The following is a 13,500-nucleotide window of genomic DNA, read 5'->3' on the forward strand; positions in this document are numbered from 1 at the left end:
GAATGGGTCGCGCGCGCCTCGGGCGGTTCGCGGCCATCACGGTGCCGGCCACGCTTGCGAGCGTCGGTCTGGGATCGCGATCGTGCAGGGCATGGTCGCGGCCACGATCTCATCGGCCGGCGGTTTCGATCTGGACACAAGCCTGAGCGCCGATGCGCTCAAGGTCCGTCCGGGGCAGACGCAGGTCGGCGATGCCGATACCGGCAAGGAGACGATCTTCGCCGAGACCGAGAACGCGCGAGCTGACGGCCTGACGGTCAAGAGCCCGACGGTGAACCTGCCGCTCGTGCAGGGCGTCCACCTGGAGATCGCATCGACGGACAGCAATATCGGCCTCGGCAATGTCGCGCTGAATGCCGCCACGTTGCGCACGCCGAACGGCGCCAGCCTGAACAACGTCACCCTGGGCCAGGCGCAGTCGCGGTCCGGCTTCTCGGACACGAGTCAGGCCTCAGGCTATGACGCGACCGGCTTCTCCCTGGTGAGCGGCGAGTCGACGTTGAACAACATCTCGGCGAAGGCCTATGCGGTCACGCTCGGTGGCCTGTCGCTCAACAACCTGTCGCTGTCGGTCAAGCGCAGCTGACGATCGCTGGTGGCGTGGCGGGCTCCGGCCCGCCACGCCGTCGACGGCAAAGGGAGACGACGATGTCCACATCGCAGAAGCCGAATCCGCTCGTCCGGGCGTGGCGCGGGGCGACCCGGCTGCGCCGCACGCGTCCGTTCTGGGGCAGCCTGCTGCTGCTGGCCGGAGCCTATTTCGTGGCCAACCCGCTCTTCGGCGGGGACTGGGCCTTCTATGTGCACGTGGGGGTACGGGGTGTGACACCGCTGCTGCTCGCCGGCGGCATGGCCGCCGCGGCCCTGGTCGCCCTGTGCGTCCCGGCCCAGCGCCACTTCCCGGCGATCGTGGCGTCGATGCTGTCGGTGGCCTCGCTGCCCCTGGCGAATCTCGGCGGCTGGATCATCGGCATGATGCTCGGCATCATCGGCTCGGGCCTGATCTTCGCCTGGACCCCCTACAGCGAGAAGCAGCTCGCGAAGTTCGCCGCTCGTGACGAGCGTCGCGGCCGGCGCCGAGCGCTCCGCACGAGCGCCGTCTGAATCACACGGAAGTACGGCGCGCTCACCCGGGCTTGAGGGAGCCCGAGCGCGCTGGGAGGGAGTACTCGATGTCTCGTCGTGCACGACGCGGCCAGCGCACCGCGGGCTGGTCCGAGCGGCTGGCGCAGCGCCTGTCCGATCACCGGAGCCTGATGATCGCCGATGCGGTGAGCGTCCGCCGTGGCACGCGATGGCGTGCGCTGCCACTCGCGACGGCGGCCATGACCGCTCTGGCGGTGATGTTCGCCCTGGTGGCGCAGAACGTGCTGGCGGTGAACTTCACGTCGGCCAATACGCCGCATCAGGTCTACACCGACCGGATCAACGGCACCGATGCCGCGGCCTATCTGAAGGCCCAGCAGCTGAACAACGGTCAGGAGGCGCTGGCGCAGTTCGGCTTCAACCAGGCCACGCTCAACGGCCTGTGCCTCGTCGCGCAGCAGGAGATCGGCGGCATCGGCAATGTCTCGATGATGATCATCGCCGGGGAGAAGGTCGACGGGACGGTGGACGGCAGCGATCAGATCTCTGCCGACCAGCTGTTCTTCGCCTCGAAGGACCTGACCGGGCAGGGCGACCAGATCGCCAAGCTGACCCTGGGCCAGTCCGCGGACACCCTGGGTATGGGCTCGTATCAGGGCGACTGGCTCGACGGAGGCGCTCCTGGGGCCTTCGGATTGCAGGCCAAGACCATGAACATCTCGCATCTGGACGGAGAGTCCTATGGCATCGATCTGCAGGGACAGATCAACCTGCCGAAGCTGAGGATCAAGGTCCTCCCCGGCGCCAAGGACCAGTCCGATTGCGCGGCGCAGTACTGATGGCGCTCTCGACCGCCCCGGTCGCCGAGGACGGCGGCCGGGTGTGCCGCGGCTGGCGCTGGTTCACCGCCTTCCGCCGGACGCGCCCGTTCTGGGGTGGCCTGTGGCTGCTGCTCGGCGGATACGTGGTGATCGACTTCGCCTCCTCGTCGATCGGCTTCGCCGTGCAGGGCGGATGGAGCGCGTCCTCGGGGTACATCCTCGGCGGCGCGATGGTCCTGTTCGGGCTCGTCGCCTGGTTCACTCCGCACTACTCGGGCCTGGTCGGCCTGCTCGGCGTGCTGACGGCGCTGGCGGCCTTCGTGGGAAGCAATCTCGGAGGATTCCTCATCGGGACGCTGCTGGGCATCGTCGGCGGCTCGATGGTGTGGGCGTGGGGCGAGAAGAAGCCCCGGGCCCGTGGTCGTCGCGCCCGGTCGCCCGAGGATGAGGAGCGCCCGGTGCCGACCACTTCGACGACCGGGGAGGTGGCCGATGACGACCGCCCCGACGCCTAGCCGCCCCGTCCAGCGAGTCGTCGTCCTCGGGGCTCTCCTCGCCCTCGTGATCGGGCTGGTGACCTGGGTCGCGGGCGATGCCGACCGTGCCGAGGCGAACAGCCAGAGCAACGCCTACCAGCCCTTCACCTGCAGCCAGCCGGGGAACGCCAATCCGCAGCAGCGGCGTCAGGCGGTCCCGCTGAAGTCCACCAGCGGCAACGGATTCGAGAACCGCAACAGTGGGACGCGGATGTTCCCGTGCCTGTCCGGCGTGCAGTGGCACATGACCGCGGGCAATCCGACCACCAGCAACACCGGGGCGATCGTCGCGGACGTCAAGGGCATCAACACGCAGAACGCCCAGACCTACTACCTGGCCGCCGACGGCAGCAGGAGCCTGTACCAGCTCGCCTTCCGCGACCTCACCTTCCGTTCGAATGTCGCACAGCACGGAGCGCCGGTCCTGTCCGCCAGCTCCCAGACCGCGCCGGATCCCAAGCCGGCGGCGGGCCACACGCTGGCGATCAAGCCCGACGGCCCGATGACGGTCGGGGGACCGGGCGTGCGCACCGAGCTCCTCGCCACGGGCGACAGCTGGTTCGCCTTGCCCTGGAGTCAGATCACGGCGATGAGCTTCCTGGCCAATGTGGTGGGCAAGGGCGCCATCTGCACGGCGGGTTCGAGCGGCGATGTCTGCCGAATCCGGTTGCAGACACTCGCCGGCGGCGGATCGGGGTTGCTGGGCCAGCTGATCGCCGCCATCGTCTCGAGTCTCGCGCAGGGCGGGGACTTCAGCATCATCGCGTTGGACCTGAAGTTCGACTACCTGTGGACCCACGACATGGACGCGTCGCGCGACCCCTACGTGCATCCGCCCGGTGGCGCGAACCCGCTGAACTCGATCCAGCTGCCCAACACGACGATCACGGTGCAATGACGGACGCGACCTACGGAACCCGATGGGGTCGCGCGTCGATCGCGGTGGCGATCGGCGTGGGCCTGCTGGCGACGCTGCTGACCGCGATGCGCACGGAGCTGATCAGTGCCTTCGACTCCACGATCACGATCAACAACGGCAACGCGACCTTCGCCTCCTCGCGCATCTACGCGGCGGACGCAGGCTTCGGCACCGCGGTCGTGGGACGCCAGGACGGAACCACGCAACCGGTGCTGCGCGCCGGGTTCGCGAGCGCGACGATGAACGGCTTCTGTCTGACGAAGACCGAGTCGCTGCCGCTCCTCGGCGAGGTCACCTTCCATCTGCAGTCCGGAGACGGCAAGGCGGGCACCTCGGAGATCAGCGCGCGGTCCGCGGCCTTCGACATCACCTATCTGAGGGCGGCGTCCAGTCCGGGAATCGATTTGAAGGGGTCCACCCAGATCGGTCTCGCGACGACCGACCTGACGACGTCTCCCGGGGCGGCGCCCTTCGACGCCAACCCCTTCGAGGTGCCCAAGACCTTCGACCCGCGCTGGTACAACAGCTCACGCAACGGTGGGCACAACAACGGCCAGGGGTACACCGCGATCGACGCCACGACCGCGGATCTCAACATGGTCTACGGCGATATCTGGCAGGCGCAGATCGAGGGTGACATCGTGCTGCCCGATCTGCGTATCCGCGTCGTCCCGGGCAAGGTCTCCTGCCGCGAGCTCGCCGAGGGCGGCGAGTTCCCCCGCTGATCCCGTTGAGCCTTCGGGGTTAGCGGACCAGCTCGTAGCCGACGAGATCGTCGAAGCTGCCGTCGCCGAGGGGCTCGGCAGCGCGCTGGGTGCCGAAGGCGGTGAAGTTCGCCGCCCGGACGACCGCATTGCTGGGGCCGTTGCTCGCGGCCGCGTAGAGGGTGAGGCGGCGGCGGTCGAGGCCGTCGGGAGAGAAGGCGTGCTCGATGGCCGCGCGCACGGCGGCGATCGTGAGACCGCGCCCTCGGGCCGATGGATGCGTCCAGTAGCCGATCTCGCCGGATCCCTCGTCGACCCCGCGCAACCCCATGACGGCGACGGTGCCGAGCAGCTCATCGGTCTTCGGGTCGCAGAAGATCCAGGTCTCCTTGCCGCCGGTCGCGGCCTGCCAGACCGAGTCGGCACGATACTCCGCTGCCTGCGCGATGCCGTAGGGACGCGGCAGTCCGGCCAGGTAGAGGCGGGTCAGCGGATCATTGCAGGCCTCGACGATCCGCTCCAGATCACGCTCCTCCAGCGGACGCAGCCGAAGAGCCGCGGTCTCGATCAGCGACGACCGCCACCGGGTCCGCGGTGTCGGAGCATCGCCGAAGCGGATCGAGGCCGTCCACGCGTCGTGTACCCGCCCGTTCTCGTACAGCAGCCCCGGTGTCGTCCCGTGCAGGGTGAAGCCGCAGGCGTGGGCGACGCGGAGCGAGGCCTCGTTGCCCACCTGCGCGCGCCAATGGACGACCTCTTTGCCGCCCTCGGCGAAGGCGTACTGCACGGCGAGATCGACCGCAGCCTTCATCACGCCGCGACCGCGGGCTTTGGGATGCAGGACGAAGCCGATATCGGTGACCGGGCCGGCGCCGCGGATGTCGACATTGCCGGCGAACCGGCCGTCGACCTCGATCGCCCAGGACAGGGACTGGGCGGTGTCCCATCCGGCCGGGATGATCCGCCCGACGAACTCCTCGGCGTCGCCGCGCTGGTAGGGCACGGGGATTCCGGTCCAGCGCTGCGTCGCGGGGTCGGTCGCCATCTCGTAGACGGGCTCGATGTCATCGGGCTTGTGCGCCCGGAGTGTCACGAAGCCGTCGGTCAGGACGGGAACGCCGAGCGGGAAGGGCAGCCCCGTCATCGTCGTCGCCCCGCCTCGGTCCGGTTCGGTGCGCTCACGAGGTGGCCGCGCGGAAGGGATCGGCCGGGTAGACGCCCATGATCTTGACCTCGGTGGTGAAGAACCGCAGTTCCTCCAGCGCGCGCGCCAGGCCGGGCTCCTCGGGATGACCCTCCACCTCGGCCAGGAACTGGGTGGCGATGAACTCCCCACCCACCATGTAGCTCTCCAGCTTGGTCATGTTGACGCCGTTCGTCGCGAACCCGCCGAGGGCCTTGTACAGGGCTGCGGGAAGGTTGCGGACGTTGAACATGAACGTCGTCACGACCGGCCCGTTGCCCGGCGCGGTGCGTACCGGCTCGGGAGAGAGCACGACGAAGCGAGTGGTGTTGTGCGCCTCGTCCTCGACATCCTCGGCGAGGATGCGCAGGTCGTAGATCTCGGCGGCGAGCGGCGGCGCAAGCGCGGCCTGGGTGATGTCGGCGGCCTCGTGGATCTCGCGCGCGGCGCCCGCGGTGTCACCCGCGATCACCGGGGTCCACCCGTGCATGCGGATGATCTTGCGGCACTGACCCAGCGCATGCACGTGGCTGTGCACGGTCTTGATGGAGTCCAGGGCGGCGCCGGGGGGCGCCATCAGAGCGAACTGGATGCGCAGGAAGTGCTCGGCGATGATGTGCAGCGACGTGGTGGGCAGGAAATGGTGGATGTCGGCGACCCGGCCGGCGAGCGAGTTGTCGATCGGGATCATCGCGAGATCGGCGCCATCGGACTCGACCAGCGCGAAGGCATCCTCGAAGGAGGCGCAGGCGATGGCCTCGGCGTCGGGGTAGTTCTCCTTGATCACCAGGTGCGAATTGGCCCCCGGCTCGCCTTGATAGGCGATGCGTACGCTGCTCACCGTCCTAGGTTCTCACGGGCCGCCCGCGCGTCGGCCTCGCCATCGAGCGGCGGCGCCTGGTCAACCTCACGGATGCGTCAGCGGTAGGCCATCAACCTCATGACGGGTCCGTGAGGTTGATGGCCTACCGCTGCCACCGAGGTGAGGTTGATGGCCTACCGCCACGGGCGGGGAGGGTGTCGTCAGGTGCGCCGCGAGGCGCCGTCGACCGGGGAGGCGGTGAAGACCTGCGGCGGCTTCCAGTCGCGACGCGTGTACTGCGCCTCGACCCGTGAGCGGAGGTTCTCGACCTCGCCGGAGGGCAGCAGGGCGATGGCGCTGCCACCGAACCCGCCTCCGGTCATTCGGGCACCGAGCGCGCCGGCCTCGATCGCCTCCTCCACGGCCACGTCGAGCTCGGGGCAGCTCACCTCGAAGTCATCGCGCAGGGACTCGTGGGAGGACGAGAGCATCGCGCCCAGCTGCTTCCACTCACCGGACCCGAGGGCCTTGACCGTGCCCCGCACGCGCGCGCTCTCGGTCACCACGTGCCGGGTGCGGCGCTTGAGCGTGTCGTCGTCGAGCCGCAGCACCGCATCGACCTGGGCGCGCGCGAGAGCGCTGAGGCCGAGCTGACTCGCGGCCTCGTCGCACTCGCGACGGCGGGCGGCATACTCGCCCGAGGCGAGCGCGTGGGTGATGCCGGTGTCGATCACCGCCAGCACCAGCCCGTGATCGGACCACGGCGCCGGGACCGAGGCGAGCGCCGGGGCGTCGTCATCGGCGAAGTCGATGTGCAGGGCGTGGCCGGCCTCGCCGCAGAGCACCGCCAGCTGATCCATCAGGCCGACCGGCGCGCCGACGAAGTCGCTCTCGGCGCGCTGACCGATCCGGGCGAGATCGAGCCGGGAGAGCCCCGTGCCGGCGAAGTCGTCGAGGGCCGTCGCCAGCCCGCAGGTGAGGGCCGCGGACGACGAGAGGCCAGCGCCCGTCGGGAGCGTCGACTCGATGACGATGTCCGCCCCCGGCACCGGTACCTCCGCCTCGCGGGTGGCCCAGACGGCCGCGGCCGTGTAGAGCGCCCAGTCGTCGACCTCGCCGGGAGCGATATCGACCCCGAACGAGGCTTTGCGCCCGCCGCTCCAGACGTTCACAGCGCCGTCATCGCGCATCCGGACCTTGATCAGCAGGCCCCGATCGATCGCGATCGGCAGCACCGCGCCGCCGTTGTAATCCAGGTGCTCCCCGATGAGGTTCACCCGGCCCGGGACCGTCCACTCGCGTACCTCGTTCACGGTCCCGAGCCTACGCATGGGTGCTCGGGGACTGCTGGCAGAATGCCCTCATGCCCGCAGATCGCCAGCCCCGCGTGCTGTCCGGTGCCCAGCCGACAGCCGACTCGTACCATCTCGGCAACTACATCGGGGCGTTCAAGCAGTGGGTGGCGCTGCAGGACGAGTTCGAGGCGTTCTACTTCATCCCCGACATGCATGCGATCACCGTCGAGTACGACCCGGCCGCGCTGCGCGAGCGGACCTACATCGCGGCGGCGCAGCTCATCGCCGCCGGGGTGGACCCCGAGCGCAGCGTGATCTTCGTGCAGAGCCAGGTGCCCGAGCACGCGCAGCTCGCCTGGGTGCTCCAGTGCATCACCGGATTCGGCGAGGCGAGCCGGATGACGCAGTTCAAGGACAAGAGCAGCAAGACCGGTGCCGACTCGGCGAGTGTCGGACTGTTCACCTATCCGACGCTGATGGCCGCCGATATCCTCATATACCAGGCCGACCGGGTGCCGGTGGGCGAGGACCAGCGCCAGCACATCGAGCTCACCCGCAATCTCGCGCAGCGCTTCAACCACCGCTTCGGTGAGACCTTCACGGTGCCCGAGCCGCACATCGTCAAGGACATCGCGAAGATCTACGACCTCCAGGATCCGACCGGCAAGATGAGCAAGTCGTTCTCGGGTCCGAACGGTGTGGTCAACATGCTCGACGACCCGAAGACGGCCGCCAAGAAGATCCGCTCGGCGGTGACGGACTCCGGCAGCGAGATCCGCTTCGATCCCGAGAACAAGCCCGGGGTGTCCAACCTGCTCACCATCTTCTCCGCGCTGACCGGCCGCCCCGTCGACGCGATCGTGACGGAGTTCGACGGCCAACAGTACGGGCACCTCAAGGTCGCGCTGGCCGAGATCGTGGGCGACCTCGTCCGCGACTTCGGCGCGCGCACCCGAGCGCTGCTGGACGATCGAGCCGAGCTGGACGCGCTCCTCGCCCGCGGCGCGGAACGCGCTCGTGCGGTCGCCTCTCCGACCCTCGAGCTCGTCTACGAGCGATCGGGATTCGTCAAGGTCCGCTGATGCCGACGATCGGTGTGGCGATCCCCGTTCCCGAGCCCTTCGGAGGGCACCTGCGGGCCAAGCGGCTCTCCTACGGCGACTCCATGGCCGAGACGGTGCCCACGCACGTGACCCTCGTGCCGCCGACCGAGATCGGCCACGACGACATCGCGGCCGTCGAGCAGGCGCTGGCGGAGGTGGCGGCGATCGTTCCGGCCTTCCGGATGACGCTCCAGGGCACGGGCACCTTCCGCCCGATCTCGCCGGTGGTGTTCGTGGCGGTGTCCGAGGGCATCTCGGTCACCGAGCTGCTCGAACGAGCCATCCGGGAGGCGGTCGAGCTCCCGGCGGCTTCCTTCCCCTTCCACCCGCATGTGACGGTGGCGCACCATCTGGACGAGGGCAGCCTCGATCGCGCCTTCGAGGATCTCGCGGAGTTCCGCTGTTCCTTCGATGTCGAGCACGTGACGCTGTACTGTCACGAGGCGGCCGACGGATGGGTGCCGCAGCGCCACTTCGCCCTGGCCTGACGGCGATGCCCTTCAGCCGAGCTTGCGCAGCAGGAGGTCGCGGAAGGTGCGGGCGGCCAGCGGCAGCGAGCTGACATCGCGGTGGGCCACCGCCACCTCGCGGGCCAGGGGCGGTTCGACGATCCAGGACCGAGCGAGATCGGTACGGCTGGACAGGACGATCTCGGGTACCACGGCGTGGCCGAGGCCGGCCTCGACGAACCGCAGCACCGCCCCCATCTCGCCCCCCTCGACCGCGAACCGTGGCTCGAACCCCGCCCGGTTGCAGGCCCGGACGGTGACATCGCGCAGGTCGTAGCCCTCGCGGAACATCACCAGGGGCAGATCGTTCAGGTCGGTCACCGCGACCTCCTCGCCCAGCCAGGCGTCGCGGGGGCTCGCGAGCACGAGCCGCTCACGGAAGACCAGGTGCGTCTCGATATCCGGGGAGCTCACGGCGAGCGGCACGATCAGCACGGCGATGTCGAGGCGCCCGGCGAGCAGATGATCGGTCAGCACCCGCGAGCCGGCCTCCTGGACCTCCAACTCGATATCGGGATAGGTGAGGCGGAACTCGCGCAGGACATCGGGCAGGAGGCCGTCGATCATCGAGGGGGTCGCGCCGAGGCGCACGCGCCCGCGGCGCAGCTGGGCGATCTCGTGCACGGCACGTTCGGCATTCGCGACATCGATGACGATCCGTCGAGCATGGGGGAGCAGGGTCTCGCCGGCGCTCGTCAGCTCGGCGCCGTGACGGGTGCGGGTGAACAGGGCGGTGCCGAGGGAGTTCTCCAGCGCGCGCACCTGCTTGGACAGGGTGGGCTGGGAGACGCCCACGACGTCCGCGGCCCGAGTGAAGTGGCGCGCCTCGGCGACGGCGAGGAAGTAGGCCAACTGCTGCACCTGCATGGGGTCCAGTGTGCCATGCCCATCGTCTATGAAAGTCGGCCTCAGTTGGACTTAGCGTGAATCGTCGCGTTGGTCTTAGTGTGTCCTCGTGGCCAGTACCCAATTGACGAAGAAGCGCGTCCCGGCCTCACGGTCGACGGTCGCGATGAAGTACGCCATGGCGGTATCGGGGCTCATCATGGTGGGCTACCTGATTCTGCACATGTACGGCAACCTCAAGGTGTTCGGAGGTCAGGAGGCGTTCGACACCTACGCCCACCACCTGCGCACCTTCGGCGAGCCGATGCTCCCCTACGAGGGACTGCTGTGGATCGTGCGCGTCGCGCTCCTCGCCTCGGTGCTCGTCCACGCGTGGGCCGCGATCACCCTGTGGCGCCGCAACAAGAAGGCCGCCGGGTACAGCGGGGGCAAGCGCTATCACTCCTCCAAGGGAGCCACCGGCGTCCAGCGCTCGTACGCGTCGTTCACCCTGCGCTGGGGCGGCGTCATCATCCTGGTGTTCATCGTCTACCACCTGCTGCACCTGACGGCCAATGTCATCAGCCCCGGCGGCGCGTCCGACAGCCCCTACCAGCGGACCGTGAACGGTTTCGAGATCTGGTGGGTCGTGCTGTCCTACACGATCGCCGTGCTCGCCGTCGGCTTCCACCTGTGGCACGGCATCTGGAGCGCGCTGACGACGCTCGGCCAGAACTACAGCAAGACGCGCCTGGCCTCACGGCTGACACCGCTCGCCTGGTTCGTGTCGGCCGTCATCACCATCGGATTCCTGCTTCCCCCGTGGGCGATCCTGCTCGGGATCACCGGCTGAAGGGCTACTGCACATGACTACTGATCAGATCCTCAGCGACTACCTGACTCGCGGCGACGACATCCACGACGATGCCGCCCCGTCGGGTCCGATCGAGAAGCGCTGGGACGAGCGCAAATTCGCCGCCAAGCTCGTCAACCCGGCCAACCGCCGCAAGCTGAGCGTCATCATCGTCGGCAGCGGTCTGGCGGGAGCCTCCGCCGCCGCCACGCTCGGTGAGGCCGGCTACCACGTCAAGAACTTCTGCTACCAGGACAGCCCGCGGCGCGCGCACTCGATCGCGGCGCAGGGCGGTATCAACGCGGCGAAGAACTACCGCAACGACGGCGACAGCATCTACCGGCTGTTCTATGACACGGTCAAGGGCGGCGACTTCCGCTCGCGCGAGTCCAATGTCTACCGCCTGGCGCAGGTCTCGGTGAACATCATCGACCAATGCGTCGCGCAGGGCGTCCCCTTCGCCCGCGAGTACGGCGGTCTGCTCGACAACCGTTCCTTCGGCGGCGTGCAGGTGTCCCGCACCTTCTACGCGCGCGGCCAGACGGGTCAGCAGCTCCTGATCGGCGCCTACCAGGCGCTCGAGCGCCAGATCGGTCTCGGCACGGTCGAGATGAACACGCGCCACGAGATGCTCGAGGTCATCATGGTCGACGACCGCGCCCGCGGGGTCGTCGTCCGCGACATGATCACCGGCGAGATCGAGACGCACACCGCCGACGCGGTCGTCCTGGCCACGGGTGGCTACGGCAATGTGTTCTTCCTGTCGACCAATGCGATGGGCTGCAATGTGACCGCCACCTGGCGGGCGCACCGCAAGGGCGCGTATTTCGCCAACCCCTGCTACACGCAGATCCACCCCACCTGCATCCCGGTGTCGGGCGACTACCAGTCCAAGCTGACGCTGATGAGCGAGTCGCTGCGCAACGACGGCCGCATCTGGGTCCCCAAGAAGGCCGGCGACGACCGCCACGCGAGCCAGATCCCCGAGGACGAGCGCGACTACTACCTCGAGCGCATCTACCCCTCGTTCGGCAACCTGGTACCGCGCGACATCGCCTCGCGTGCCGCCAAGTACCAGTGCGATGCGGGCAAGGGCGTCGGTCCCGGCGGGCTCGGCGTCTACCTCGACTTCGCCGATGCGATCGAGCGGATGGGCCGCGACACGGTCGAGGCCAAGTACGGCAATCTCTTCGACATGTACGCGCAGATCACCGGCGAGGACCCCTACACCGAGCCGATGCGCATCTACCCCGCCGTGCACTACACGATGGGCGGCCTGTGGGTCGACTACGACCTGCAGAGCAATCTCACGGGTCTGTTCGTGGCGGGCGAGGCGAACTTCTCCGATCACGGAGCCAACCGCCTCGGGGCCTCGGCCCTCATGCAGGGTCTCGCCGACGGGTACTTCGTGCTGCCGTACACGATCTCGAACTACCTCGCCGACGGGCCCTTCGAGAAGATCGACGACTCCCATCCGGCGGTCGTCGAGGCCCGTGAGGCTGTCGAGGAGCGCGTCAACACGCTGCTCTCGATCGACGGCAAGCGCACGGTCGACTCCTTCCACAAGGAGCTCGGCCACATCATGTGGGACTACTGCGGCATGGAGCGCACCGAGGAGGGGCTGGTCAAGGCGATCCAGCTGATCCGCGATCTCAAGGCCGAGTTCTGGAGCAATGTCAAGGTGACCGGCGTCAACGAGGAGCTGAACCAGACCCTCGAACGCGCCGGCCGCGTGGCGGACTTCTTCGAGCTCGGTGAGCTCATGTGCATCGATGCGCTGAACCGTCGTGAGTCCTGCGGCGGTCACTTCCGTGCCGAGAGCCAGACCGAGGACGGCGAGGCGTTGCGTCACGACGACGAGTTCGCCTATGTCGCGGCCTGGGAGTTCGGCGGGGACAAGCCGGTCCTGCACAAGGAGCCGCTGGAATACGAGTACGTCGAGATGAAGGCCAGGAGCTACAAGTGAAGATCACCGTTCGAATCTGGCGCCAGAAGGACGCCGACGCCAAGGGCTCGATGGTGCCGTACGAGCTCGACGATGTCAGCGAGCACATGTCGTTCCTCGAGATGCTCGACGTCCTCAACGAGCGCTTGACGCTCGAGGGCGAGGAGCCGGTCGCGTTCGACTCGGACTGCCGTGAGGGCATCTGCGGCATGTGCGGTGTCGTGATCAACGGCATCGCGCACGGTCCGGAGGTCACCACGACCTGCCAGCTGCACATGCGCACGTTCAGCGACGGCGACACCATCGACATCGAGCCCTGGCGCGCGGGAGCCTTCCCGGTCGTCAAGGATCTCGTCGTCGACCGCGGCGCCTTCGATCGCATCATCGCCGCGGGCGGCTACATCACGGCGCCGACGGGCTCGGCTCCCGAGGCCAACAACCTGCCCGTCCCTAAGGTCGACGCTGACCACGCCTTCGAGTCGGCGACCTGCATCGGCTGCGGTGCCTGTGTTGCGGCGTGCCCCAATGGCTCGGCGATGCTGTTCACCGCCGCGAAGATCACCCACCTCGGGCTGCTGCCGCAGGGCCAGCCCGAGCGGGAGTCGCGGGTGTTGAGCATGGTGGAGCAGATGGACGCCGAGGGCTTCGGCGGCTGCACCAATATCGGCGAGTGCACGGCGGCCTGCCCCAAGGGCATCCCGCTGGACGTCATCTCTCAGCTGAACCGCGATCTGATGGGCGCCCTGGCCAAGCCCGGTCCCGCCTGATCCAGCACGACCACAGAGCCCCCGCCGGTCCTCCGGCGGGGGCTCTGTCATGTCCGGCAGCGGTCGAGTCCCCGGTATCCGCGAGTGGTGCAGATTCGCCCTCGAAACCGCGGATCAGGGGCGAATTTCCACCACTCGCGGTCCAAATGGCA

General features: G+C 68.4%; 15 protein-coding genes. 11 read left to right on the forward strand and 4 right to left on the reverse strand.

Annotation, left to right across the window (positions count from 1 at the left end):
- Positions 1-91 precede the first annotated feature (91 nt).
- From FNM00_RS02110 to FNM00_RS02135, 6 genes are all read left to right on the forward strand, one after another.
- Complete coding sequence (locus tag FNM00_RS02110) at positions 92-586, forward strand: DUF6230 family protein (RefSeq protein WP_143911353.1); 495 nt, start codon at positions 92-94, stop codon at positions 584-586.
- 62 nt (positions 587-648) lie between these two features.
- Complete coding sequence (locus FNM00_RS02115; protein ID WP_143911354.1) at positions 649-1,104, forward strand: DUF6114 domain-containing protein; 456 nt, start codon at positions 649-651, stop codon at positions 1,102-1,104.
- Between the two features lie 68 nt (positions 1,105-1,172).
- Positions 1,173-1,925, forward strand: coding sequence for a DUF6230 family protein (locus FNM00_RS02120; RefSeq protein WP_143911355.1), 753 nt, complete (start codon positions 1,173-1,175; stop codon positions 1,923-1,925).
- A complete protein-coding gene (locus FNM00_RS02125; RefSeq protein ID WP_185972929.1) occupies positions 1,925-2,422 on the forward strand; it encodes a DUF6114 domain-containing protein in 498 nt (165 codons plus the stop codon). The genes FNM00_RS02120 and FNM00_RS02125 overlap by 1 nt, the downstream gene beginning before the upstream one ends.
- The gene (locus FNM00_RS02130; protein ID WP_143911356.1) at positions 2,400-3,341 is read left to right on the forward strand and encodes a hypothetical protein; all 942 of its coding nucleotides are present in this window, start codon (positions 2,400-2,402) and stop codon (positions 3,339-3,341) included. Before FNM00_RS02125 ends, FNM00_RS02130 begins: the two co-directional genes overlap by 23 nt.
- Positions 3,338-4,087, forward strand: a complete 750-nt coding sequence (locus tag FNM00_RS02135) for a DUF6230 family protein (RefSeq protein ID WP_143911357.1) — start codon at positions 3,338-3,340, stop codon at positions 4,085-4,087. Before FNM00_RS02130 ends, FNM00_RS02135 begins: the two co-directional genes overlap by 4 nt.
- A gap of 19 nt (positions 4,088-4,106) precedes the next feature.
- Here the strand turns inward: FNM00_RS02135 and FNM00_RS02140 are convergent, their stop codons facing one another.
- The 3 genes from FNM00_RS02140 to galK all read right to left on the reverse strand — a co-directional run bounded on the left by FNM00_RS02140 (position 4,107) and on the right by galK (position 7,364).
- Entirely contained in the window at positions 4,107-5,210 is a 1,104-nt protein-coding gene (locus FNM00_RS02140) for a GNAT family N-acetyltransferase (RefSeq protein WP_143911358.1), read from the reverse strand.
- Positions 5,211-5,244: 34 nt separating this feature from the next.
- On the reverse strand, positions 5,245-6,090 hold the full coding sequence (locus tag FNM00_RS02145) for a prephenate dehydratase (RefSeq protein WP_143911359.1): 846 nt from the start codon (positions 6,088-6,090) through the stop codon (positions 5,245-5,247).
- 182 nt (positions 6,091-6,272) lie between these two features.
- Positions 6,273-7,364 carry a galactokinase gene (gene galK, locus FNM00_RS02150; protein WP_185972930.1) on the reverse strand — a complete coding sequence of 364 codons (1,092 nt, stop codon included), beginning with the start codon at positions 7,362-7,364 and terminating at the stop codon, positions 6,273-6,275.
- Between the two features lie 50 nt (positions 7,365-7,414).
- On the opposite strand from galK, the gene trpS reads away from it, so the two are divergent.
- Together trpS and FNM00_RS02160 are read left to right on the forward strand one after the other, a co-directional pair.
- Entirely contained in the window at positions 7,415-8,428 is a 1,014-nt protein-coding gene (gene trpS / locus FNM00_RS02155) for a tryptophan--tRNA ligase (protein WP_143911361.1), read from the forward strand.
- The gene (locus FNM00_RS02160) at positions 8,428-8,937 is read left to right on the forward strand and encodes a 2'-5' RNA ligase family protein (RefSeq protein ID WP_143911362.1); all 510 of its coding nucleotides are present in this window, start codon (positions 8,428-8,430) and stop codon (positions 8,935-8,937) included. Before trpS ends, FNM00_RS02160 begins: the two co-directional genes overlap by 1 nt.
- Positions 8,938-8,949: 12 nt before the next feature.
- Here the strand turns inward: FNM00_RS02160 and FNM00_RS02165 are convergent, their stop codons facing one another.
- Positions 8,950-9,825 carry a LysR family transcriptional regulator gene (locus FNM00_RS02165; RefSeq protein ID WP_143911363.1) on the reverse strand — a complete coding sequence of 292 codons (876 nt, stop codon included), beginning with the start codon at positions 9,823-9,825 and terminating at the stop codon, positions 8,950-8,952.
- An 88-nt stretch (positions 9,826-9,913) separates the two neighbouring features.
- Here FNM00_RS02165 and FNM00_RS02170 point away from each other — a divergent pair, with 88 nt between their 5' ends.
- From FNM00_RS02170 to FNM00_RS02180, 3 genes are read left to right on the forward strand one after another with little or no spacing between them, the layout of a single operon-like run.
- Positions 9,914-10,636 carry a succinate dehydrogenase cytochrome b subunit gene (locus FNM00_RS02170; protein WP_143911364.1) on the forward strand — a complete coding sequence of 241 codons (723 nt, stop codon included), beginning with the start codon at positions 9,914-9,916 and terminating at the stop codon, positions 10,634-10,636.
- A 13-nt stretch (positions 10,637-10,649) separates the two neighbouring features.
- Complete coding sequence (locus FNM00_RS02175; protein ID WP_143911365.1) at positions 10,650-12,602, forward strand: fumarate reductase/succinate dehydrogenase flavoprotein subunit; 1,953 nt, start codon at positions 10,650-10,652, stop codon at positions 12,600-12,602.
- Positions 12,599-13,348 (forward strand): succinate dehydrogenase/fumarate reductase iron-sulfur subunit, encoded by a 750-nt coding sequence (locus FNM00_RS02180; RefSeq protein ID WP_143911366.1) that lies wholly within the window; start codon positions 12,599-12,601, stop codon positions 13,346-13,348. Before FNM00_RS02175 ends, FNM00_RS02180 begins: the two co-directional genes overlap by 4 nt.
- Positions 13,349-13,500 lie beyond the last annotated feature (152 nt).

Origin of the sequence: Aeromicrobium piscarium (genome assembly GCF_007421815.1) — a bacterium.
GTDB classification, from domain to species: Bacteria; Actinomycetota; Actinomycetes; order Propionibacteriales; family Nocardioidaceae; genus Aeromicrobium; species Aeromicrobium piscarium.

What these genes read in the sequence shown, in the direction of transcription:
- FNM00_RS02110 (WP_143911353.1), top strand. Translation starts at nt 92, where the DNA reads ATGGTCGCGGCCACGATCTCATCGGCCGGCGGTTTCGATCTGGACACA.
- FNM00_RS02115 (WP_143911354.1), top strand. Translation starts at nt 649, where the DNA reads ATGTCCACATCGCAGAAGCCGAATCCGCTCGTCCGGGCGTGGCGCGGG.
- FNM00_RS02120 (WP_143911355.1), top strand. Translation starts at nt 1,173, where the DNA reads ATGTCTCGTCGTGCACGACGCGGCCAGCGCACCGCGGGCTGGTCCGAG.
- FNM00_RS02125 (WP_185972929.1), top strand. Translation starts at nt 1,925, where the DNA reads ATGGCGCTCTCGACCGCCCCGGTCGCCGAGGACGGCGGCCGGGTGTGC.
- FNM00_RS02130 (WP_143911356.1), top strand. Translation starts at nt 2,400, where the DNA reads ATGACGACCGCCCCGACGCCTAGCCGCCCCGTCCAGCGAGTCGTCGTC.
- FNM00_RS02135 (WP_143911357.1), top strand. Translation starts at nt 3,338, where the DNA reads ATGACGGACGCGACCTACGGAACCCGATGGGGTCGCGCGTCGATCGCG.
- FNM00_RS02140 (WP_143911358.1), bottom strand. Translation starts at nt 5,210, where the DNA reads ATGACGGGGCTGCCCTTCCCGCTCGGCGTTCCCGTCCTGACCGACGGC.
- trpS (WP_143911361.1), top strand. Translation starts at nt 7,415, where the DNA reads ATGCCCGCAGATCGCCAGCCCCGCGTGCTGTCCGGTGCCCAGCCGACA.
- FNM00_RS02160 (WP_143911362.1), top strand. Translation starts at nt 8,428, where the DNA reads ATGCCGACGATCGGTGTGGCGATCCCCGTTCCCGAGCCCTTCGGAGGG.
- FNM00_RS02165 (WP_143911363.1), bottom strand. Translation starts at nt 9,825, where the DNA reads ATGCAGGTGCAGCAGTTGGCCTACTTCCTCGCCGTCGCCGAGGCGCGC.
- FNM00_RS02175 (WP_143911365.1), top strand. Translation starts at nt 10,650, where the DNA reads ATGACTACTGATCAGATCCTCAGCGACTACCTGACTCGCGGCGACGAC.